At 69.2% G+C, this 21,814-nt stretch carries 19 protein-coding genes and 1 tRNA gene; 9 read left to right on the forward strand and 11 right to left on the reverse strand.

Annotation, left to right across the window (positions count from 1 at the left end):
* Positions 1–137: 137 nt before the first annotated feature.
* Positions 138–1,649 carry a 30S ribosomal protein S1 gene (gene rpsA / locus AB0J80_RS07350; RefSeq protein WP_364701405.1) on the reverse strand — a complete coding sequence of 504 codons (1,512 nt, stop codon included), beginning with the start codon at positions 1,647–1,649 and terminating at the stop codon, positions 138–140.
* A 431-nt stretch (positions 1,650–2,080) separates the two neighbouring features.
* On the opposite strand from rpsA, the gene AB0J80_RS07355 reads away from it, so the two are divergent.
* Genes AB0J80_RS07355 through AB0J80_RS07365 form a run of 3 tightly spaced genes read left to right on the forward strand, consistent with a single transcriptional unit; the run spans position 2,081 to position 3,439 of the window.
* Positions 2,081–2,896: a class I SAM-dependent methyltransferase gene (locus AB0J80_RS07355; protein ID WP_364701407.1), complete on the forward strand. Its 816-nt coding sequence runs from the start codon at positions 2,081–2,083 to the stop codon at positions 2,894–2,896.
* A 20-nt stretch (positions 2,897–2,916) separates the two neighbouring features.
* Positions 2,917–3,123 (forward strand): DUF2945 domain-containing protein, encoded by a 207-nt coding sequence (locus AB0J80_RS07360; protein WP_364701408.1) that lies wholly within the window; start codon positions 2,917–2,919, stop codon positions 3,121–3,123.
* Positions 3,113–3,439, forward strand: coding sequence for a DUF3140 domain-containing protein (locus AB0J80_RS07365; RefSeq protein ID WP_364701410.1), 327 nt, complete (start codon positions 3,113–3,115; stop codon positions 3,437–3,439). Before AB0J80_RS07360 ends, AB0J80_RS07365 begins: the two co-directional genes overlap by 11 nt.
* A gap of 643 nt (positions 3,440–4,082) precedes the next feature.
* On the opposite strand, the gene AB0J80_RS07370 is transcribed toward AB0J80_RS07365, so the two are convergent.
* The 3 genes from AB0J80_RS07370 to polA all read right to left on the reverse strand — a co-directional run bounded on the left by AB0J80_RS07370 (position 4,083) and on the right by polA (position 8,981).
* On the reverse strand, positions 4,083–4,448 hold the full coding sequence (locus AB0J80_RS07370) for a metalloregulator ArsR/SmtB family transcription factor (RefSeq protein ID WP_364701412.1): 366 nt from the start codon (positions 4,446–4,448) through the stop codon (positions 4,083–4,085).
* Between the two features lie 619 nt (positions 4,449–5,067).
* A complete protein-coding gene (locus tag AB0J80_RS07375) occupies positions 5,068–5,715 on the reverse strand; it encodes a hypothetical protein (protein ID WP_364701414.1) in 648 nt (215 codons plus the stop codon).
* 575 nt (positions 5,716–6,290) lie between these two features.
* Positions 6,291–8,981 carry a DNA polymerase I gene (polA, locus tag AB0J80_RS07380; RefSeq protein ID WP_364701416.1) on the reverse strand — a complete coding sequence of 897 codons (2,691 nt, stop codon included), beginning with the start codon at positions 8,979–8,981 and terminating at the stop codon, positions 6,291–6,293.
* A 263-nt stretch (positions 8,982–9,244) separates the two neighbouring features.
* On the opposite strand from polA, the gene AB0J80_RS07385 reads away from it, so the two are divergent.
* Complete coding sequence (locus tag AB0J80_RS07385) at positions 9,245–10,516, forward strand: ABC transporter substrate-binding protein (protein ID WP_364701418.1); 1,272 nt, start codon at positions 9,245–9,247, stop codon at positions 10,514–10,516.
* Positions 10,517–10,821: 305 nt separating this feature from the next.
* Here AB0J80_RS07385 and AB0J80_RS07390 read toward each other — a convergent pair whose 3' ends face one another.
* The 5 genes from AB0J80_RS07390 to AB0J80_RS07410 all read right to left on the reverse strand — a co-directional run bounded on the left by AB0J80_RS07390 (position 10,822) and on the right by AB0J80_RS07410 (position 15,656).
* Entirely contained in the window at positions 10,822–11,631 is an 810-nt protein-coding gene (locus AB0J80_RS07390; RefSeq protein WP_364701420.1) for an ABC transporter ATP-binding protein, read from the reverse strand.
* A 2-nt stretch (positions 11,632–11,633) separates the two neighbouring features.
* Positions 11,634–12,602 (reverse strand): ABC transporter ATP-binding protein, encoded by a 969-nt coding sequence (locus AB0J80_RS07395; protein WP_364701422.1) that lies wholly within the window; start codon positions 12,600–12,602, stop codon positions 11,634–11,636.
* A complete protein-coding gene (locus AB0J80_RS07400) occupies positions 12,592–13,581 on the reverse strand; it encodes a branched-chain amino acid ABC transporter permease (RefSeq protein WP_364701424.1) in 990 nt (329 codons plus the stop codon). The genes AB0J80_RS07395 and AB0J80_RS07400 overlap by 11 nt, the downstream gene beginning before the upstream one ends.
* Before the next feature lie 10 nt (positions 13,582–13,591).
* Entirely contained in the window at positions 13,592–14,875 is a 1,284-nt protein-coding gene (locus AB0J80_RS07405) for a branched-chain amino acid ABC transporter permease (RefSeq protein WP_364701426.1), read from the reverse strand.
* Positions 14,876–15,035: 160 nt separating this feature from the next.
* Positions 15,036–15,656, reverse strand: a complete 621-nt coding sequence (locus tag AB0J80_RS07410) for a response regulator (protein ID WP_364701428.1) — start codon at positions 15,654–15,656, stop codon at positions 15,036–15,038.
* Between the two features lie 135 nt (positions 15,657–15,791).
* On the opposite strand from AB0J80_RS07410, the gene AB0J80_RS07415 reads away from it, so the two are divergent.
* The 3 genes from AB0J80_RS07415 to AB0J80_RS07425 all read left to right on the forward strand — a co-directional run bounded on the left by AB0J80_RS07415 (position 15,792) and on the right by AB0J80_RS07425 (position 17,839).
* Positions 15,792–15,865 (forward strand) — tRNA-Leu (locus AB0J80_RS07415).
* A gap of 176 nt (positions 15,866–16,041) precedes the next feature.
* Positions 16,042–16,494, forward strand: coding sequence for a hypothetical protein (locus AB0J80_RS07420; protein ID WP_364701430.1), 453 nt, complete (start codon positions 16,042–16,044; stop codon positions 16,492–16,494).
* 91 nt (positions 16,495–16,585) lie between these two features.
* Positions 16,586–17,839: a hypothetical protein gene (locus AB0J80_RS07425; protein ID WP_364701432.1), complete on the forward strand. Its 1,254-nt coding sequence runs from the start codon at positions 16,586–16,588 to the stop codon at positions 17,837–17,839.
* Positions 17,840–17,842: 3 nt separating this feature from the next.
* Here AB0J80_RS07425 and AB0J80_RS07430 read toward each other — a convergent pair whose 3' ends face one another.
* Positions 17,843–18,724, reverse strand: coding sequence for an acyl-CoA thioesterase II (locus tag AB0J80_RS07430; RefSeq protein WP_364701434.1), 882 nt, complete (start codon positions 18,722–18,724; stop codon positions 17,843–17,845).
* On the reverse strand, positions 18,721–20,157 hold the full coding sequence (gene pyk, locus AB0J80_RS07435) for a pyruvate kinase (RefSeq protein ID WP_364701436.1): 1,437 nt from the start codon (positions 20,155–20,157) through the stop codon (positions 18,721–18,723). The genes AB0J80_RS07430 and pyk overlap by 4 nt, the downstream gene beginning before the upstream one ends.
* A gap of 403 nt (positions 20,158–20,560) precedes the next feature.
* Between pyk and AB0J80_RS07440 the strand changes: the two genes are divergently transcribed.
* Together AB0J80_RS07440 and AB0J80_RS07445 are read left to right on the forward strand one after the other, a co-directional pair.
* Positions 20,561–21,571 carry a hypothetical protein gene (locus AB0J80_RS07440; protein WP_364701438.1) on the forward strand — a complete coding sequence of 337 codons (1,011 nt, stop codon included), beginning with the start codon at positions 20,561–20,563 and terminating at the stop codon, positions 21,569–21,571.
* Positions 21,572–21,594: 23 nt separating this feature from the next.
* On the forward strand, positions 21,595–21,813 hold the full coding sequence (locus AB0J80_RS07445; protein WP_364701440.1) for a hypothetical protein: 219 nt from the start codon (positions 21,595–21,597) through the stop codon (positions 21,811–21,813).
* Position 21,814 lies beyond the last annotated feature (1 nt).

The following is a 21,814-nucleotide window of genomic DNA, read 5'->3' on the forward strand; positions in this document are numbered from 1 at the left end:
GCGGGCCCGGCAGCCTGTGGACAACCGGGCGCCGCTCGTGGCGTACACGAAAAAACCCCGCCCTGGGACGGACGGGGTTTTCCGAAGCCGGAGCTACAGCTCGCCGGTCCGGGGACCGGCGAGCCATGGCGCCGTGGTCAGCTCTTGCCGCCGGCGAGCTTCTCGCGCAGAGCGGCGAGGGCCTCGTCGGTGGCCAGGGTGCCGGCCGGCTCCTCCGCGGCGCGCGCCGGAGCCGACGTGCTCGTGGAGGTGGAGGAGGACGACGACGAGGTGGTCACGCCGCCGGCCGGAGCCGGGTTGAGCGCGGCCTCGGCGTCGGCCTCGCGGGACGCCTGCACCTGCTTGGTGTGGGCCTCCCAGCGCTCGCGGGCGTCGGCGTACTGCTTCTCCCACGCCTCGCGCTGCTTGTCGAAGCCCTCGAGCCACTCGCCCGTCTCCGGGTCGAAGCCCTCCGGGTAGATGTAGTTGCCCTCGTTGTCGTAGGTGGCCGCCATGCCGTAGAGGGTGGGGTCGAAGTGCTCCTCGCCCTCCACGAAGTTCTCGTTCGCCTGCTTCAGCGAGAGCGAGATCCGGCGACGCTCGAGGTCGATGTCGATGACCTTGACCATGACGTCCGAGCCGACCTGGACGACCTGCTCGGGCAGCTCGACGTGCCGCTCGGCCAGCTCGGAGATGTGCACCAGGCCCTCGATGCCGTCGTCCACGCGGACGAACGCACCGAACGGAACCAGCTTGGTGACCTTGCCCGGCACGATCTGGTTGATCGCGTGGGTCCGGGCGAACTGGCGCCACGGGTCCTCCTGGGTCGCCTTCAGCGACAGGGAGACGCGCTCGCGGTCCAGGTCGACGTCGAGCACCTCGACCTCGACCTCCTGGCCCACCTCGACGACCTCGGACGGGTGGTCGATGTGCTTCCAGGAGAGCTCCGAGACGTGCACCAGGCCGTCCACGCCACCCAGGTCCACGAAGGCACCGAAGTTGACGATGGAGGACACGACGCCCTTGCGGACCTGGCCCTTCTGGAGCTTGTTGAGGAACTCGGTGCGGACCTCGGACTGGGTCTGCTCGAGCCAGGCGCGGCGGGACAGGACCACGTTGTTGCGGTTCTTGTCCAGCTCGATGATCTTCGCCTCGAGCTCACGGCCGACGTACGGCTGGAGGTCGCGCACGCGGCGCATCTCCACCAGCGAGGCCGGCAGGAAGCCGCGGAGACCGATGTCGAGGATGAGGCCGCCCTTGACGACCTCGATGACGGAGCCGCGCACGACGCCGTCGTCCTCCTTGATCTTCTCGATGGTGCCCCACGCCCGCTCGTACTGCGCGCGCTTCTTCGAGAGGATCAGGCGGCCTTCCTTGTCCTCCTTGGTGAGGACGAGGGCTTCGATGTGGTCACCGACCGACACCACTTCCGCGGGGTCCACGTCATGCTTGATCGACAACTCGCGCGAGGGGATGACGCCCTCGGTCTTGTAGCCGATGTCGAGCAGGACCTCGTCCCGATCGACCTTGACGACGGTGCCTTCGACAATGTCGCCGTCGTTGAAGTACTTGATGGTCTCGTCGATGGCTGCGAGGAAAGCTTCCTCCGAGCCAAGATCGTCGACGGTGACCTTGTTGGCGCTCGAGGTGGCCTCGATGCTGCTCGTCATGTGGACTGTTGCTCCGAACGGATGGTGTCGTGGTGTCTCTCGCGCCGCGCGGAACTGACGGCGGGCACAGCACGAACAACCGGTGATCACGACGCTGGAGCTTGGCGATCAAGCGAGGGCGATCAAACGAGCAGGATCATGCTGGGACCGACGTCTTGCGGAACCTGCTCCCTGCCGAGGCACACGATCCGCGAGCGCATCGACTAGCTTACCGTGCGCATTACCACAGGTTGCAAGCCCTCCTGCGGACCGAGCCTCATTGATCTCGCAAAACCCGCCATCGAGTCCGCTTTGTGCCATTTCCGCGCCGGGGAGCGTCGTTCGTCCCGCCCCTCGAGGGTACGGCCTGAGCACCCTCCCCGTGATCTTGGACAAGCACTTACGACCAGCCGTTTCGCAGAAGTGTCGTACTCCCCCCGTACGGTGACCGGGTGATCGAAGCTCAGCCCACCACCCACCCCACGACGCTCCGCCGGGCGGTGACCGACGACGAGAGCCGCGCCGCCAGCCGGCATTGGTGGGACCTGGACGCGGACGACTACCAGCAGGAACACGGCACTTTCCTCGGCGACGTGGACTTCGTCTGGTGCCCGGAGGGCCTGCGCGAGGCCGACGTGCGGCTGCTGGGTGACGTGCGGGGCAAACGGGTGCTCGAGCTGGGCTGCGGTGCGGCCTCGGCAGCCCGCTGGCTCGACGGGCAGGGCGCCGACGTGGTCGCGCTGGACCTGAGCGCGGGGATGCTGCGCCATGCGCAGCAGGCCTCGGACCGCTCGGGGGTACGGGTGCCGCTCGTGCAGGCAGACGCCCTGGCCCTGCCCTTCGCGACCTCGGCGTTCGACGTGGTCTGCACGGCATTCGGAGCCGTCCCGTTCGTGGCCGACTCCGCCGCGGTGATGCGCGAGGTGGCCCGCGTGCTGCGCCCCGGCGGCCGATGGGTGTTCTCGATCACACACCCCATGCGGTGGATCTTCCTCGACGACCCGGGCGAGGACGGCCTGCTCGCGGTGCACCCCTACTTCGACCGCCGGCCGTACGTGGAGCAGGACACCGACGGCAACCCGACATACGTCGAACAGCACCGCACGCTCGGCGACCGCATCCGAGAGCTGGTCGCGGCCGGCTTCGTGCTCACCGACCTGGTCGAACCGGAATGGCCGGAGGGCCACGACCAGATCTGGGGCCAGTGGAGCCCCCTGCGCGGCAAGCTTTTCCCGGGCACCGCGATATTCGTCAGTTACTTGCCATGACCCCCGGGTACCACCAGATCATGAGCTTGAAAAAGGGCGACGAAGTGACCTGGAGCAGCCACGGCCAGCAGGTGCACGGCACGGTCGAGAAGAAGATCACGTCGCGCACCGAAGAGGCCGGCCGAACGGTGAAAGCCTCCAAGGACGAACCGCAGTACAAGGTCAAGAGCGACAAGACGGGCGGCACAGCAGTCCACAAGCCCGGAGCGCTGAAGCATGGCAAATGACACCTACACCGAGTTCAAGGAGGCGGTGAACATGACCGCCTCCGAGCTCGAGAAGTGGCTCAAGACCGAAGAGTCGCAGGAGGTGGGCCAGAAATCCACCACCGGCGGCGAGTCGGTGGGCCACGACAGCGGCCGGAAGATCATCCACATCCTGCACACGAAGAAGTCGGACCTGAGCGACGCGGACGAGGCCCACATGAGAAAGGTGGTCGGCTACGTCCATCGCCACCTGGCCCAGCGCCCCTCAGGAGACGTGAAGGACACCAAGTGGCGGTACTCCCTGATGAACTGGGGACATGATCCGCTGAAGAAGTAGCCGTCCCTCCCCGTGAAGGGTCGAGGGCGGAGGGCCGGCGCCGCGACAAGGGGCGGTCCGGCCCGGGGATGGGGGTGCGGGTGCGGGAAGGCGCCCCCGGGCGGGAAGGCGCCGAGGTGAGCGCGAGGCGCTGCAAGTCGCGGCGTTTCATGAGCGAGCCCGACCACCGTCGCGGCCTTGGGCTGCTGCCATCGCCCTCGGGGCCACTGCCATCGCGACCTCGGGCGCTGCCATCCCGCCCAGCGAGCCACTGCCATCGCGACCTCGGGCGCAACCGTCACGCCCAGCGGGCCACTGGTGGGGCACCGTCATCCCGCCCAGCGTGGCGCTGCCATCCCGCCCTCAGCGGGCCACTGCCGTCCCGCCCGACAGGCCACTGCTGTCCCGCCCAGCGGGCCAATGCCATCGGGACCTCAGACCACTGCGATCGCGGCTTCGCGCCGCTGCGATCGCAACCCCGGGTTGCTGCCAGCGCGGCTTCGGGCCGGCACCGTCACGCGCAGCGGTTCGCTGCACCGCGGCCGGTCTTCCGGAGGCTCGCAAGCCACAAACCTCTCCGGGGCGGCCACGATCGCTCTGCGGTCGAGCGGGACTCGGCGTCCGGCGGGCGCTGAGGGCTACCGGACTGCTGGGGCCGCCGATGTCAGACGGAGGCGGCCACGGCGCTGACGTCGAGGAGGCCGGCGAGGAGGGCGAGGGCGGCCGGGACCATGCGGTAGTAGACCCAGGTGCCGCGGCGATCGCTGTCGACGAGGCCGGCTTCGCGGAGGACTTTGAGGTGGTGGGAGATCGTCGGGCCGGTGAGGTTGAAGGAGCCGGTGAGGTCGCAGACGCAGACCTCGCCGCCGCCGGCGGAGGCGATCATGGAGAGGAGGCGGAGGCGGACCGGGTCGCCCAGGGCCTTGAACATGGGGGCGAAGGCTCGCGCTTGGTCGGCCTCGAGGGGCCGGCGCACGATCGGAGCCCACGCCCCCGACAGCGGTGTCATCTCGATGGAAGTGCTCGGCATGCGCCCACCCTTGCAGAGCCAGGCAAGTCTTCGGGGGCGGAATCCCGACACCTCGCTCCGCAGCGCTAGATCGCGATTGCGCAGAGCCAGAATGCATCCGCGACAACGCTTCCACGGCCACCTGCATCGAGCGGCGCGCGGAGATGTAGCACTTGTTAATTCCGAGGTGGACGGTGGTCCGGCGGCGCGCGCGGACGGTCCCGGTATCAATGCCGAGAACTTCGTCGATCTGTAGCCGAAAGACCCTCGGCGGTGCCCCAATAGGCCAAGGATCACACTTTCTCCGGCCACTCGATCGGGTGGCCGGAATGCCACTCCCGGCGAGGCACAGCGAATAGCTCTCCGAGACCGGACGCCCGCTCGCACGAACTCGCCGAAGGCAGCCGCAGCCCGCGAGGTGGCGGCGCCCGGACGACACAGCTTGCCCATCAATCGCCCCGAGCCGACGCCGAACACCAACCCCAGACGTGACGACGCCCAGACGACCCACCCCGCCCGCCACACGCCCCAACCCGACGCCCGAACTCGAACCGCAAATGAGGCAGGCGGAAGCTGACGCTTCGGGACTCCCGCCGCAGGACCACCGCAGCAAAGCAGGGAGTGCGTCAGCGACGCCTTGTTATGGCCGCATCTTGGCCAGGGTTGCCGAGACGACCTTCGGCAACGCCTCTGTTGCCTGTTCGGCACCGGTGCTGCTCGTCAAGGATCCGAGGTTTACGTTCATGTACAGGTTGCCGTCCCAGGCTGCGACGTTCGGGCCGGTGAGCGGGTCGGTGTAGCTGTATGCGCCGCTGCCGACACCGGGCAGGTCCGTCACAGGACTTTGTTTCGACTGAGCGCCGCGCAGACCCTGGTACATGATCTCGCCGGCGCCGTTTTCCGAGATGTCGATGTGCACGTTGAGGACGTGCGATGCGTACGTGACGCTGCACATCGCGCTGGCCAGGACCTTGGTCTTGCTGACCGATTCGCGGCGCGACTTCACGGCGCCCAGGACCTTGTCGAGTGCGGAGGTGTCGACACCGTCGCAGCCTTTTGCCGGCGCCTGGTAGGTCTTCGGTGCGGCGTCGACTCCCGCGGAGGCCGGTGCAGGAGCGGACCCCGCCGTCGGGACCTGTGATGCGCCGGGGGTACTGCCCGCCGCGACGCCATCGTCGCCGGTTCCACATCCGGCCACGGCCATCGCCATCGCTGCGGTCAGGCCCGTGAGGGCGGCGGTCCACCGAGGCCGGTGGTTGTCGAGCGTGTTCGTGCGGTATCGGCGCATGCCTGGTTCCTCCCCGTTTACTTCACCGCGCCGCCGGCTGGGCGGTGCGGTCCATGCGGTCGGGAATATTGCCACGCCGTCGATCCGGGAGGAGAGGCCGGTACCTTCTGCGGCTCCCGCGTCCGCCTACACCCCAGGGCTGGCCTCGACCGACACGCGGGTGTCCGTCGGGGCCGCCGCGGAGCTGGGACGGCATTGGCCGGGCGATAGCGGAGATGACCGGTCGGAGCCCGAAGCCGCCCCCGAGACCGGTCAGGGCCCCGAACGCCACCCCCGAGAACCGCTGACCGCGAACTGCATCACGCGAAGAGTTGTAAGCCAGCAGGCCTTCTGGCGCAGGACCCGGAAGCGCAAGGCACCCCAGCCGCACCTCAGCCGCAAGGCTCCCCGCCGCACGGCATCCCGGCCACCCGGCACGCCAGCCGCACGGTACCCCCGGCCGCACGGCAACCCGGCGGCCCCGCCGCTCGCGACTAGCACCGCGGACGGGACTCGCCTGCGGGACCCTGGCCCGCCGGACGCCATCGGCGGGGCGCGAAGCCGTCGGGGGGCAGGCTGGGTCGGGTGGCTGAGATTTAGTGGTCGGCGCTGTTCCAGTCTTGGCCTAGGCCTACGGAGACTTCGAGGGGGACGGAGAGGGGGTAGGCGGCGCCCATCTCGCGGCGGACCAGGGCTTCGAGGGTTTCGCGTTCGCCGGGGGCGACGTCGAAGACGAGTTCGTCGTGGACCTGGAGGAGCATGCGGGAGGTGAGGCCGGCCTCGCGGATGGCTCTGTCGACGTGGAGCATGGCGACCTTGATGATGTCGGCCGCTGAGCCTTGGATGGGGGCGTTCAGGGCCATGCGTTCGGCCATCTCGCGGCGCTGGCGGTTGTCGCTGCTCAGGTCCGGGAGGTAGCGGCGGCGGCCGAGGATGGTGGCTGTGTAGCCGTCCTGGACCGCTCGGCGGACGACGGCCTGGAGGTAGTCGCGGACGCCGCCGAAGCGTTCGAAGTACTCGGCCATCAGGCCTCGGGCTTCCTCCGTGGTGATGCTGAGCTGGTTGCTCAGGCCGAAGGCGCTCAGGCCGTACGCGAGGCCGTAGTTCATGGCCTTGATCTTGCGGCGCTGGTCGGGGACCACCTCGTCGACCGGGACGTGGAAGACCGACGAGGCGGTGGCCGCGTGGAAGTCGGCGCCGGAGTTGAAGGCCGCGATGAGGGCCTCGTCGCCGGAGAGGTGCGCCATGATGCGCATCTCGATCTGGCTGTAGTCGGCGGTCATGAGGGACTCGAAGCCCTCCCCCACGACGAAGGCACGGCGGATGCGCCGGCCCTCCTCCGTGCGGATCGGGATGTTCTGCAGGTTGGGGTCGGTCGAGGAGAGCCGGCCCGTCGCCGCCACGGTCTGGTTGAACGTGGTGTGGATGCGGCCGTCATCGGAGACCGACTTGAGCAGGCCGTCCACCGTGGACTTCAGCTTGGCGACGTCGCGGTGGCGCAGCAGGTGCTCGAGGAGCGGGTCGCCGGTCTGGGCGAAGAGGTTCTGCAGCGCGTCGGCGTCGGTGGTGTAGCCGGACTTGATGCGCTTGGTCTTGGGCAGGTTGCGCTCGACGAAGAGGATTTCCTGCAGCTGCTTGGGCGAGCCGAGGTTGAACTCGCGGCCGACCACCTCGTGCGCCGCCTGCTGGGCCGCCTTGACCTCGGCGGCGAAGTGGGCCTCGAGCTCGGAGAGGTAGTGCGTGTCGGCGGCGATGCCGACGTGCTCCATCTCGCCGAGCACGATCTCCAGCGGCTGCTCCACCTCGGCGAGCAGGCGCTGCGAGGCGCCGTCGTCGCGGGACAGCTCCTCGATGAGGGTGTCGGCGAGGTCGAGGGTGGCGCGGGCACGGAGCATCACGTTCTGCTCGGCGGCGCCCTCGTCGCCCAGGCCGTCGAGGGTCAGCTGACCGTCGTCCGGGGCGTCGACGCGCAGCTCGCGCTTGAGGTAGCGCAGGGCGAGATCGGTCAGGTCGTACGCGCGCTGGTCGGGTTTGGCGAGGTAGGCGGCGAGGGCGGTGTCGACGCGGACTCCGGCGAGGGCCCAGCCGTGGGCGCGGAAGGCCAGCATGGCCGGCTTGGCGTCGTGGATGATCTTCGGCCGGTCGGCGTCGGCGAGCCAGGCGGCGACCGCGTGCTCGTCGGCCTCGTCGAGGGCGGCCGGGTCGAACCAGGCGGCCGGGCCGTCGCCGGTGGCCACCGCGATGCCGGTCAGCGCGCCCGTGCCCCGGCCGAAGCGGCCGGTGACCGCGACACCGACCGGAGCGGCCTGGGCGTGCTCGGTGAGCCACGCCGCCACCTGACCGGTGCGCAGCACGGTGCCGGACAGGTCGAAGCCGGACTCGGCCTCGGGCTCGACGGCCTCGAGATACGAATACAGCCGCTCCCGCAGCACCCGGAACTCGAGCGCGTCGAAGACCTGGTGCACCGCCTCGCGGTCCCAGCCCTGCCACTTGACGTCCTGCGGTGCCAGCGGCAGCTCGAGGTCGCAGACCAGCGCGTTGATCTCATAGTTGCGCATGACGTCGGCCAGGTGGGCGCGCAGGTTCTCCCCCGCCTTGCCCTTGATCTCGTCGACGTGGGCGATGATGCCGTCCAGCCCGCCGTACTGATTGATCCACTTCGCCGCGGTCTTGTCGCCGACCCCGGGAACGCCGGGCAGGTTGTCGCTGGCCTCGCCGACCAGCGCGGCCTTGTCACGGTAGCGCTCGGGGCGTACGCCGTACTTGGCCTCGATGGCGTCGGGCGTCATCCGCCAGACCTCGGAGACGCCGCGGACCGGGTAGAGGATCGTGACGTGCTCGCCGGCGAGCTGGAAGGCGTCGCGGTCGCCGGTGGAGATGACCACCTCGAAGCCGGCGTCGCGGGCCTGGCAGGCGAGCGTGCCGATGACGTCGTCCGCCTCGTAGCCGGGCTTCTCCACCACGGGGATGCGCAGGGCCTCGAGCACCTCCTTGACCAGGCTCACCTGGCCCTGGAACGGCTGCGGGGTCTCGGACCGGCCGGCCTTGTACTCGGCGTACTTCTCGGTGCGGAACGACTGGCGCGAGACGTCGAACGCCACCACGATGTGGGTGGGCTTCTCGTCGCGCAGCATGTTGATCAGCATCGAGGTGAAGCCGAACACGGCGTTGGTCGGCTGCCCCGTCTGCGTGGAGAAGTTGTCCACGGGCAGCGCGAAGTAGGCCCGGTAGGCCAGCGAGTGGCCGTCGAGCAGCAGCAAGCGGGGGGTCTGGGCGTCGTCGCTCACGTCGGAGAACTCTAGTCCCGGGGTACGACAACTCCGCCGACCGACCTTCCGGTTATTCCAACTTGCCAGTAAATAGAGCCTTTTCGTCGCGGTGATGTGCCCGGTGGTCGGGGTGGCGTGTTGCCTACATCACGACTGCACAACGTGTCGGTCTAGGAAGAGCCAATGTCCTGGTCGTGGCCCCTTCTATTCACTAGGTTGACCCGATCGGCGGAAGGCGCGAAACGCTTCGGTTTCCGCCCGCTGACCTTAAGGAGACATGGATGAATCGCCCTTCCTTCGCATGGCGGAGTGTCGCCGTGCTGGGCGCCGCGTGCCTCACCCTGGCCGCGTGCGCCGACGACGGTGACACTCCGTCGGCTGGGTCGTCGTCGGCAGCCACCGCCGCCGCATCCGGAGACGGCACGTTCAAAGTCGGCACTCTGCTGCCCCAGACCGGTTCTCTCGCCTTCCTCGGCCCGCCGGAGTTCGCCGGCGTCGACCTGGCGATCAAGGACATCAACGCGGCCGGCGGCGTCCTCGGCAAGCCGGTCACCAAGAGCGACTCGGACTCGGGTGACACCTCGACCGACATCGCGTCGCAGTCGGTGAACAAGCTGCTCACCGAGAAGGTCGACGTCATCATCGGCGCGGCCTCGTCCTCCGTGTCCCTGTCCGTGATCGACAAGATCACCGGTGCCGGTGTCATGCAGATCTCGCCGGCCAACACGTCGGACGCCTTCACCACGTACAAGGACAACGGCCTCTACTTCCGCACCGCTCCCCCGGACGTGCTGCAGGGCCGCGTGCTCGGCAACCTCGTCACCGAGGACGGCAACGCCAAGGTCGGCCTGCTCGTCCTCCAGGACTCGTACGGCACCGGCCTCGCGAAGAGCACCCGCGCCGCGATCGAGTCCGGCGGCGGCCAGGTCGTCGCCGAGGAGGTCTACGACCCGAAGGCCGCCGACTACTCCGCCGAGGTCGGCAAGATCAAGCAGGCCAACCCGGACGCGATCGTCCTCATCGGTTTCGACGAGACCAAGAAGATCGTGCCGAAGCTGGTCGAGGCCGGTCTGACCAGCAAGTCCAAGAAGTGGTACCTGGTCGACGGCAACCTCGCCAACTACGGCAAGGAGTTCCCGAACGGCACGTTCGAGACCGCCAAGGGCACGCTGCCCGGCGCCAAGGCCGCCGATGACTTCCGGAAGAACCTGCTCAGCGTCGACCCGAAGCTGAAGGACTTCAGCTACGCGCCGGAGTCCTACGACGCGACCGTGGTCGCGGCGCTGGCGGCCACCGCGGCGAAGAGCGACGCTCCGTCCGCCATGGCGAAGCAGATGACCGCTGTCACCTCCGGCGGCACCAAGTGCAAGACGTTCAAGGAGTGCAAGGACCTGCTGGACAAGGGCACCGACATCGACTACGACGGTGTGAGCGGTCCGATCGAGTTCAACGAGGCCGGCGACCCGTCGCAGGCGACGATCGGCATCTACCAGTACGGTGCGGACAACACCTACAAGAACGTGGCCTACCAGGCCGGTAACATCGCCGGCTGACGCCAGCGAACCACGGAGGGGCCCGGTGCGAACCGGGCCCCTTTCGTATGCCCGAAACCCGGCCCCCGGAAGAAGGCCAGGCCCAGGAAGGCCAGGCCCCAGAACAAAGGCGGCCCGGGAAAGAAGACCCGGCCCCGGAGAGAAGGCGGCCCGGAGAGAGGGCGGCCCGGAGAGAGGGCGGCCCGGAAGGAAGACGCGGCCTGGAAGGAAGGCCAGGCCAGGAGCCTGCACCAGGCAAGGAAAGGAGAGGACACGAGTACGGCCGCCAGGGGCGAACCCCTGACGGCCGTGACGTCGGTGCGGGATCAGGCGCGAGCCAGCGTCCCCAGGTACAGCTCGATGACCTTCGGGTCGTCCATCAGGTCCCGGCCGGACGCCGTGTACGCGTTGCGCCCCTGGTCCAGCACGTACCCGCGGTCGCAGATCTCCAGGCAGCGCCGGGCGTTCTGCTCCACCATGACGACCGTGACGCCCGTACCGTTGATCTGCTTGGTGCGGAAGAAGACCTCGTCCTGCATCGCGGGCGACAGGCCCGCCGACGGCTCGTCGAGCAGCAGGACGCTGGGCTCCATCATCAGGGCGCGGCCCATGGCGACCATCTGCCGCTCACCGCCGGACAGCGAGCCGGCCCGCTGCTTGCGACGGGTGCCGAGCGCCGGGAAGAGGCCGCAGACGAAGTCGAAGCGCTCCTTGAACCGCTTGGGGCGCAGGAAGGTGCCCATCTCGAGGTTCTCCTCGATGGTGAGCGTGCCGAAGACGTTGTTGGTCTGCGGGACGAAGCCGATGCCCTTCGACACCAGGTCGTGCGCCTTCAGGTTGGTGATCGACTCGCCGCGCAGCGTCACCGTGCCCGAGCGGATGGTCACCAGGCCGAACAGGGCCTTGAGGAGGGTCGACTTTCCGGCGCCGTTCGGGCCGATGATGCCGATCAGCTCGCCTTCACGCGCGTACAGATCGCTGCCGTTGAGGATGTTCACACCCGGCAGGTAACCCGCGATCAGTTCGTCCGCGCGCAGCAATGCGCCTTCGGCGCTCGCCAGGTGTTCGGACCGATCGAGTACGGCCACACCCGCCGTGTCGTCGGCCTGTTCCTCGGGGATCTCGTTCTCGGCCATCGTCACTCCCTTCCCGCCGGGCCGCCGGAAGCCTCCGGGCCGGCCGCGGTCTCATCGTTGGAGGCGGCCACGGCACCGGACGCCGACGGATCGGGGGCGCCGTCGTGGTGCGCACCCAGGTACGCGTCGATCACCCGCGGGTCCGCCATCACCGAGTCGGGCGTGCCTTCGGCGATCACCTGTCCCTGCGCCATGACGATGACCCAGTCGCTGATGTCGCGCACCATGTCCATGTCGTGCTCGACGAACAGGACCGTCATGCCCTCCTCGCGGAGGTTCTTGACGTGGCCGAGCAGCGACTGGGTGAGGGCCGGGTTCACGCCGGCCATCGGCTCGTCGAGCATGACCATGTCGGGCTGGACCATCAGCGCCCGGGCCATCTCCAGCAGCTTGCGCTGACCGCCGGAGAGGCTGCCGGCGAAGTCCTCGCGCTTCTTGTCGAGCTTGAAGCGGGCGAGCAGCTCGTCGGCCCGCGCCGTGATCTCCTCTTCCTGCTTGTTCCAGAGGCTGGGGACGAGCGCCCGCCAGAACGTCTCGCCCTTCTGCCCGACGGCGCCGAGCCGCATGTTGTCGATGACCGACAGCCGGGACAGCACCTTGGTCAGCTGGAACGTGCGGACCATACCGCGGCGGGCCACCTTGTGCGGCGGTACGCCCTGCACCGCGTCGCCCTTGAAGCTCCACTGGCCCTCGTCGGGGCGGTCGAAGCCGGTCAGCAGGTTGAAGAAGGTCGTCTTGCCGGCCCCGTTGGGGCCGATCAGGGCGGTGATGGCGCCCTTCTGAATCTCGACGTGGTTGACGTTCACCGCGGTCAGGCCGCCGAAGCGGCGGACGACGTTGTCGGCGACCAGGATCGGGTCGGGCTTGGCGACGCCGGGCTCCCGCGCGACGTCGCGCAAGGCCTCGGTGGCTCGTTCGCGGGCGGTGCGGCCCTCGCGCGCGGGCGCGGAGCCGGTCGTTTCACCGGGCATCGAGCATGACCTCCTTCTTGTCGCCGAAGATGCCTTGCGGGCGGAAGATGAGCAGCAGGATCAGGCCGATGCCCACCAGGATGTAGCCCACCGCGCCGGCCTGGTTCGTCGTCATGATCGACGTCGGGATGACACCGGCGCTGACCATTGCCGGCAGCAACGCGTTGATGAAGGTCAGGAGCAGCCAGAAGATCATCGAGCCGACGACGGGCCCGAGCACCCGGGCGGCGCCGCCGAGAATGACGATCGTGTACATGTAGAACGTGAACTCGGTGCCGTACGTGTCCGGCTGGATCGCGGCCAGGCTGAGCGCGAAGATGTAGCCGCCGAACGAGCCGAGCACGCCGCCGAGGATCAGCGCCTGCATCTTGTACGAGAAGACGCTCTTGCCGAGGCTGCGGACCGCGTCCTCGTCCTCACGGATGGCCTTGATGACACGCCCCCACGGGCTGCGCATGAGCGCCCACACCACGAACAGCGCGACGGCGACGACGATCCAGCCCACCGTGATGATCCAGAGCTCGCGCGAGCTGAAGCTGATCAGCGTCGTCGAGATGCCCTTCGAGTACGGGTTCAGGTCGTAGAACGACTGCGAGAACGCCTGGAGGCCGTCCGAGCCGCCGGTCCACTTGCTCAGCGTCACCGAGCGGAAGAAGAGCCGGACGATCTCGGCCGCAGCGATGGTCACGATCGCCAGATAGTCGGCGCGCAGCCGCAGCGTCGGGATGCCGAGCAGCAGCGCGAGCACGACCGTCGCGCCGAGGCCGATGAGAATGCCCAGCCAGAACGGCAGGTCGAAGGTCGACACGGTCATCGCCATGCCGTACGCGGCCACGCCGAGGAAGGCCGACTGGCCGAAGTTGAGCAGACCGGCGTAGCCGAAGTGCACGTTGAGCCCGATGGCCGCGAGCGCGTAGACGATCGTCGTCGCGCCGACCAGAGACTCCAGCGAAACACTGAAGATGACGTCCCAGTTCATCGTCCGCCCCTCAACCGATCCGCTCGCGCCGGCCCAGGATGCCCTGCGGCCGGACCAGGATGACGACGATCAGCACCGCGAGGGCACCCACGTTCTTGAGCTCGGTGGGGATCCAGAGCGTCGAGAGCTGGGTGGCGAGACCGATCACGAGGCTACCCAGCAGCGCGCCGAAGGCGGTACCAAGACCACCCAGCGTGACGGCGGCGAAGACCAGGAGCAGGATCTGGAACCCCATCTGGTAGTTGATGCCCTGGAAGACACCGAGCATGACGCCGCTGAGCGCGGCGAGGGCTCCACCGATGGTCCAGACGAGGCGGATGATCGCGTCGACGTTGATGCCGGAGGCGGCCGCCAGCGAGGGGTTCGTGGACACCGCGCGGGTCGCCTTGCCGAGGCGGGTCATCACCAGGGCGAGGGAGACGGCGACCAGCACCACGATCGCGATCAGGTCCATCACCAGGTTCTTCGGCGCCACGTCGATCACGCCGAGGTCGATGCCCGGCTGTGCCACGTACTCCGAGTACTGCCGGGTCTCGCCGCGGAACCAGTAGAGGTTGATGTAGCGCAGCGAGAGCGCCAGGCCGATCGAGATGATCATCATGCCGATCAGGCCGGTCCGGCGCTGCCGGAGCCAGCCCCAGAAGAACCTGTCCTGGAACCAGCCGAAGGCGGCGCCGAGGAGGACGGCGATCGCGCCGGCCACGATGACGGGCAGGCCGACGAAGACGTTGAAGATGAAGGCCATCATGGCGCCGAACGTGATCAGCTCGCCGTGGGCGAAGTTGGTCAGGCCCATGGTGCCGAAGATGAGCGACAGGCCGAGCGCCGCGAGGGCGATCATCAGGCCGATGTGGATGCCTGTGTACGCCAGGTCCATCACGCGTTCGAAGGTCCCGGGACTGCTGTCCTCCGCCGTCTCCGAACCGGTGGACTGCGGCCCCACCGGGAACAGCGCGGTCCGGACCGATCCCTCGAAGACCTGGAGGGTCAGGCTCGGCCGGTTGTTGAGCAGCACGATGCCCGGGGGCAGGGTCGCGACGTCGAGATCGACCTTATAGGTGCCGGCTCTGGGCACAGCCACGGCCCATTTGCCGTCCGCTCCCGACTTGGTCTGACCGATCGACTGGCCGTCCTGGCTGGAAACCTTGATCGAGACCCCAGCGACCGGCTGGTTCTGGCTGATCAAGGTGCCCCGCAGCCCTTCGCCGTCGGCGGAGGCGCTCGTGGCACCGATGCCGAGGACGAACAACATGCTTGCCAGGAAGGCCGTGATCATCATCACGGCTCTACGCAACGCTGCTCCTCATTGACGTCATGGCAGGTCGCCCCGAGGGATGTTGCACCCCGGGACTGGCGGATCATAGCCTGCGTCACACGACATCAACGTTCTGTGTCCAAGCCGTTATTCGCCTTTAACCGAGACGACAGCGGCGTAGGACCCGGAAAAGCGCCGTTCAGCTGGGCTGAGCCGCCGGGTCGGGTGGTTCGGACTCGGCCAGAATCCGGTCGGCGACCTCACGCATCGTCATGCGGTGGTCCATCGCGGTGCGTTGAATCCACTTGAACGCCTGCGGCTCGGTCATCGAGTACTTCGTCATGAGCTCGCCCTTGGCCCGCTCTACCGACTTGCGGGTCTCCAGCCGGTCGGTCAGCCCCGCGACCTCGGACTCCAGGGCGGCGATCTCCGAGTAACGGGAGAGCGCGATCTCGATGGCCGGCACGAGGTCGGACTTCTGGAACGGCTTGACCAGGTACGCCATCGCGCCGGCGGCCCGCGCCCGCTCCACCAGGTCGCGCTGGCTGAAGGCGGTCAGGATGACCACGGGCGCGATCCGCCCGCCGGCGATCCGCTCCGCCGCGGCCAGGCCGTCCATGATCGGCATCTTGATGTCCAGGATGACGAGGTCGGGCGTCAGGTCCTCGGCCAGCCGCACGGCGGTCTCGCCGTCACCGGCCTCCCCGACGACGTCGTACCCCTCCTCCACGAGCATCTCGGCCAGGTCCAGCCGGATGAGCGCCTCGTCCTCGGCGATCAGAACCCGCCTGCGCTCGGCACCCGCCTGCGTGTCGGCCACGGAACCCCTACCCCCAACGCTCTGTGAAGACGCGACACCCGGGTATCTGGGTGTCACCCCTGACAGCGTAGTGGGTAGGGTGTGTCTTGCTCGTAGCGCCGTGACCAACTCGGTCCGCGGTACGTGCCGGCTCACGTCCCCGTAGACCAATCGGCAGAGTCGATGGACTCAAAATCCATTCAGTGTGGGTTCGAATCCCACCGGGGACACCCACCATCACTCACCGCCGTGGCGATGTCCGATTCGCCACTCCTGGCCAGGATTGTCGCCGGGATGGTCGATGACGCGTCCGGGCGGCTTGCCGAAAAATGCATCCTCGATCCGGGCCGGAATACCCCCATTCCGGCGGACTGAGGCCGCCCGGGAGGCGGCGGAAGGAACGTTGATGAGGAAGCAACTCGGCAAGCTCATGGCATCGGCCGGCGCTCTGGCCGCGCTCGTGGGTGGCCTCACCGTCGCGCAGGCGTCTCCCGCGATGGCGGGCACCTGTACGACTGCCGGATGTGGCGGCGTCATTCGCAACGTGGCCAGCCGTCAGGTGTCGGTGTCGAACTGCTGGGGCACCACCGCGACGTACGTCGGCGCGCAGCCGCCCTGCGTCAAGGTCGTCTCCCAGTACAAGTACAGCGCCTCGTGGTTCATCACCAAGGGCCAGACGTCGACGAACCTCGGCAAGTACTACTACGACGTGGACGCGTGGCGCGCCGACGCCGGCTGCTTCACCAAGGTCCAGGAGAACGGCGCCACCTACGCCTACGACCGGCGCGGCAAGGACCACCTGTGGATCAAGATCAACAGCGCCACCAAGGACGTGGTCATCACGTCCGTCACGTGCTGAGCCACCGCTGACGACACGCCGGGCCCGCATCAATGTGCGGGTCCGGCGTTTTTGCGGGAAAGGCCGCTGCACCGGTCGCGTCGGTGTTGTCATGGCAGTACCAGCACTGCCAGGAGGCTTCATGTTGTGGTCCGGCTCGTCGCCCCTGACCATCGTGCGTCACGCCATGTGGGGGCTGCTTCTGCTCACCGGGGTGGCGTGGCTGGCGATCGGCTGGAGTGTGCTGCGGCTCGAGCCCGCCGACATCGCCGACGTGGCCGGGCCGGTGCTGCTGTTCGCCGCCGCGACCGAGGTCGTGCGAGCCGTCGCCGGTCCCCGGACCTGGTGGCTGAACGCGGGCATGGCGCTGCTGTTCGCCGCGACCGGCGCGGTGCTGATGACCGACCGGGCCGACACGTGGACCACGCCCGCCGCGCTCATCGGCTGGTACCTGCTGGTGCGCGGCGCCGCCGACATCGCCATCTCGATGATGCCGCCTTCAGTCCGGTCAGGGGCGGCGGTGGGGCGGTTGGACGGGACGCGGGAGACCGACCGGGTGTGGGGGCTGCTCACCGTCGTCGGCCTGACGGAGCTCGGCCTGGGATTCTTCGCCGCCGGCTCCTTCGCCCGTACGGCGGAAGCGGTCGCCGTCATCCTGGGCGGTGCCGCCGTGATCCGGGGTGTCGCCGACCTCGTCTCCTCGCTGCGCCTGCGGGAGGCGTCGGCCATCGCACGGGCGGAACGGCTGCTCGAGCTGCCGCCGGAGCGGGCGGTCGGGGTGGCCGGCTACGCGGCGGGCATCACCGACTTCGAGGAGGCGCCGTCGCGGTCGTCGCGGCCGCGGCACCGGGCCGTGCCGCGCGGGTCGGCCGCGGGGATGACGGATCTCTCCGGTGCGGGGTCGGCGTCCCCGCTGGCCACGGCCACGCCCAACCCGGGGTCCTCCGGGTCGGGCAGCTTCCACGACGAGGTGCTGCGTACCACCGCGGACCTGGACGCCATGCTGGCGCTGGCGGGGGTCACGGGCGCCGCGACACCGGGCGCCGCGGCACAGGCGGCCGAGGCGGCGCAGGTCGAGGTCCCGGACACCGCCGAGGGAGCGGAACTTCCCGGCCAGGCGCAGCTCTCGGCGGCGCCCGTACGGCCGGAAGGCGCCGCAACGCACGGGCCGGAAGGCGTGACGATGCACCCCGACAACGGGAGCGCCACCGCGCCCACCGCCGCTCAGACAGGCGCCGCGATGCCGATCTGGCAGCACCCCGCTGGAAGCCCGGCCGCCGCTGCGCAGCAGCAGGATGACCAGGGTGCGATGCCGATGGACCCGGCGGCGCGCGCCGCGCGAGCGGCCATGCCGCACAGGGACTGAGCGTCACGCACCGACGCGGCGCAGCAGGCCTTCCTGGACGGCGCTGGCGATGTGCACCCCGTCGCGGGTGAACAGGCGCCCGCTCGCGAGCCCACGGCTCCCGCTGGCCGACGGGCTGGTGCAGTCGTACAGCAGCCACTCGTCCGCGCGGAACGGCCGGTGGAACCACAGCGCGTGGTCCAGGCTCGCGCCGATGACGCCGCCCGGGCCCCACACCTCGCCGTGGACCGAGAGCACCGAGTCCAGCAGGGAGAGGTCCGACGCGTACGTCAGGGCGCAGGCGTGGATCAGCGGGTCGTCCGGGAGCTTGCCGTTGATGCGCATCCAGACGCGCTGCTGCTCGGCCGCGTCCCGGTCGCCCGGCGGCACCCAGCCCGGCGTGTTGACGTAGCGGACGTCGATGGCCTGCGGCGCGGCGTTGAAGGCGCGCTTGCGCTGCGGATACTTGGCGAGCCAGTCGCGCATCGTCGGCGTCTCTTCGGGCCCCTGAACGCCCTCCGGCGGCGGCGAGTGGTGGTCGAGGCCCTGCTCGGTCACCTGGAACGACGCCGACATGAAGAAGATGGTCTTGCCGTGCTGCTGGGCGGTGGAGCGGCGTACGGAGAACGAGCGCCCGTCGCGGATCGTCTCGACCGTGAAGTCGATCGGGACGGTCGGGTCGCCCGGGCGCACGAAGTAGCCGTGCAGGGAGTGCACGTGCCGGTCGGGCGCGACCGTGCGGCCGGCGGCGACCAGGGCCTGGCCCGCTACCTGCCCGCCGAAGACGCGCTGCGCGCCGACCTGCGGGCTCTCCCCCTGGAACCGGGCCTCGTCCAGCTGCTTGAGGTCGAGGACCTCGAGCAGCTGGTCGACGGCGGCCTGTCCCTCCAGCGGTGCGGAGGTCACACGGTGCTCGGGTCGACGAGCGAGCCGAGCTGGTGGACCCGCAGGGTGTTGGTGGAGCCGGGGGCGTTCGGCGGGCTGCCGGCCACGACCACGACGTAGTCGCCCGGCTTGGCCAGGCCGAGGCCCAGCATGGCCTGGTCGACCTGGCGGAACATGTCGTCGGTGTGCTCGACGAAGTCCGTCAGGAACGTCTCGACACCCCACGAGAGCGCGAGCTGGTCGCGGACCTCGGGCACCGGTGTGAAGGCGAGCAGCGGCAGCTCGCAGTGCAGCCGGGAGAGGCGGCGCACGGTGTCGCCGGTCTGCGAGAACGCGACGAGCGCCTTGGCACCGATGTTGCGCGCGATGCGCGAGGCCGCGACGGTGAGGGCGCCACCGTGCGTACGCGGGTCGTGCTGCAGCACCGGCACGCCGAGCGCGCCGTTCTCCGTGGTGGTCACGATCTTCGCCATCGTGCTGACGGTGAGCACCGGATACTTACCGACCGAGGTCTCGCCGGAGAGCATCACCGCGTCGGCGCCGTCGAGGACCGCGTTGGCCACGTCGGAGGCCTCGGCGCGGGTCGGGCGCGAATTCTCGATCATCGAGTCGAGCATCTGGGTGGCCACGATGACCGGCTTGGCGTTCTCCCGGCAGAGCTGCACGGCGCGCTTCTGCACCAGGGGCACCTCGTCCAGCGGAAGCTCGACGCCGAGGTCGCCACGCGCGACCATCACGCCGTCGAAGGCCAGCACGATCGCCTCGAGGTGGGTGACCGCCTCCGGCTTCTCGACCTTGGCGATGACCGGGACGTGCTTGCCCTCCTCGGCCATGATCTGGTGCACGAGCTTGATGTCGTCGGGCGAGCGCACGAACGACAGGGCGACGAGGTCGACGCCGAGCCCGAGGGCGAAGCGCAGGTCCTCCTCGTCCTTCTCGCTCATCGCCGGAACGCTGACGGCGACGTTGGGCAGCGACACGCCCTTGTTGTTGGAGACCGGCCCGCCCTCGGTGACGAGGCAGCGGATGTCGTCGTCCTGCACGGCGGTGACCTCGACCGCGACCTTGCCGTCGTCGATCAGCAGGCGGTCGCCGACCTTGACCTCCTGCGGAAGCTTCTTGTACGTGCAGGAGACGCGGTCCGGGGTGCCCAGGATGTCTTCGCTGGTGATGGTGACGGCGTCGCCGGTGTTCCACACGTGCGGGCCGTTCGCGAACCTGCCGAGGCGGATCTTCGGACCCTGGAGGTCGGCGAGCACGGCGACGGCGCGGCCCGTCTGCTTCGCGGCGGCCCGGACCATCTCGTAGATCTTCTGGTGGTCCTCGTGGCTGCCGTGGCTGAAGTTCATGCGGGCCACGTCCATGCCCGCCTCGACCAGCCCGAGCATGCGCTCGGTGGAGGCGGTGGCGGGACCCATGGTGCAGACGATCTTTGCGCGGCGTGTCACAGCCATCAGGCTAGTCTCTCTTTCGGATCGGCCCGTCGGCCGATCCCCGTCATGGGGATGAACGGCGAATGACGGCGCCCCCGGACTTCTCCTCGGGCGCGCCATGCTCACACTCGGTGGCGGGCGTCGGCGACCGCAATCGCCCTCAGCTTATCGGTCGCCGTCCGGCGTCCGCGCGGAGATGCCCCCCGCGGCGACCAGGGGTCAACGCCCATTCCGGCAGGAGGGTGACGACCCCGGCCCGCGGGCGTCCTCGATCCGACTTCAGCCGGTCCCGGCCCGGCGACCTGGGCATTCAGCTCCGTCTATCGGCTTACGCGCGGGAACTGTCGGATCGGCGTCCGCACCGGGTCCCGGGACTCACGAGACTCCCCCACACGGCTCCCATGCGGAGCGTGAAGGGGGAGAGATGACGATCAAACGGATCAGGGCGACGGTGCTCGCCGCGGTGCTCGTCACGACCGGGCTCACGGTGGCGTCCGGGCCGGCCTCGGCCGCACCAACGCCGGCGGCGACGGGCGGCGGCGCCACCAGTGGCAGCGCCGCCGCGCTGTGGCAGCCGGGCGTCGGCGCCGTCACCGCCGGGTCGGACGCCGACGTGCGGCGGGTGGTCGACGCGTACTGGACGCCGGCACGGCTGGCGGCCGCCAAGCCCGCCGACGTCGCCGCCGACAAGTGGCGCAGCGCGGCGAGCAAGCCGGCGGCGCCGGCGGGCGACCAGCAGACGGTGGCCCAGCCCGTCGCGTCACCCGGCGGGAAGAACCGGGACGCCTGGTTCTCCTACACCACCGGCAAGGTGTACTTCCGCAACGCGAGCAACGGCGGGAACTACATGTGCTCCGCCGGGGCGATCAACTCCGGGTCGAAGCGGCTCGTGCTGACCGCCGGGCACTGCGTCCACGGCGGCAAGGGCGGCACCTGGCACCAGAACTGGGTGTTCATCCCCGGCTACTACCAGGGCAACCGGCCGCTCGGCACGTTCCCGGCAACCTACTACCGGACGTTCAACGCCTACATCAACGACAGCGACTACACGCGCGACGTCGCGTTCGTCGTGACCGGCCCGAACGCGAGCGGTTCGCTGCTGGTCAACGCCGCAGGCGGGCACGGGCTGGTCATCAACCCGGGCGAGGAGGTGTACGTGCACGTCGCCGGCTACCCCGGCAACAAGGACAACGGCGAGGTGCAGTGGTACTGCTGGGGCACCACGTCCAGCTGGAGCATCATCACGCCCGGAACCAAGATCGCCTGCGGCTTCGGCGGCGGGGCCAGCGGCGGGCCGTGGCTGCGCGACTACCAGAGCAATGGCCTCGGGTACGCGGTCAGCGAGACAATGGGCATCGACGGCTCGAACAACTACGGCCCGTACTTCGACGACGCCGTGCGGGACATGTTCAACGTCGTCAAGGACATGACCTGAGCGACAGAGGCGGAGGGATGGCCATGACCCGGCACCGCACGGCCCTGGTGATGCTGGCGGTCGTCGCGGCCACCGGGGCGGTGTTCGCAGTCGCGGGCCTGCTCCGGCGGGACGCGGCCCCGGCGGGCCCACCCGATGTCGGGAGCAGCGGGGCCCCGGCGGGTTCGTTCGACCCGGACTACTGGACGCCGGAGCGGATGCGCAGCGCCGAACCGGCACCGGGCCCCGACATTCCAGGATGAA

Source organism: Actinoplanes sp. NPDC049548 (assembly GCF_040676695.1).
GTDB lineage: Bacteria > Actinomycetota > Actinomycetes > Mycobacteriales > Micromonosporaceae > Actinoplanes.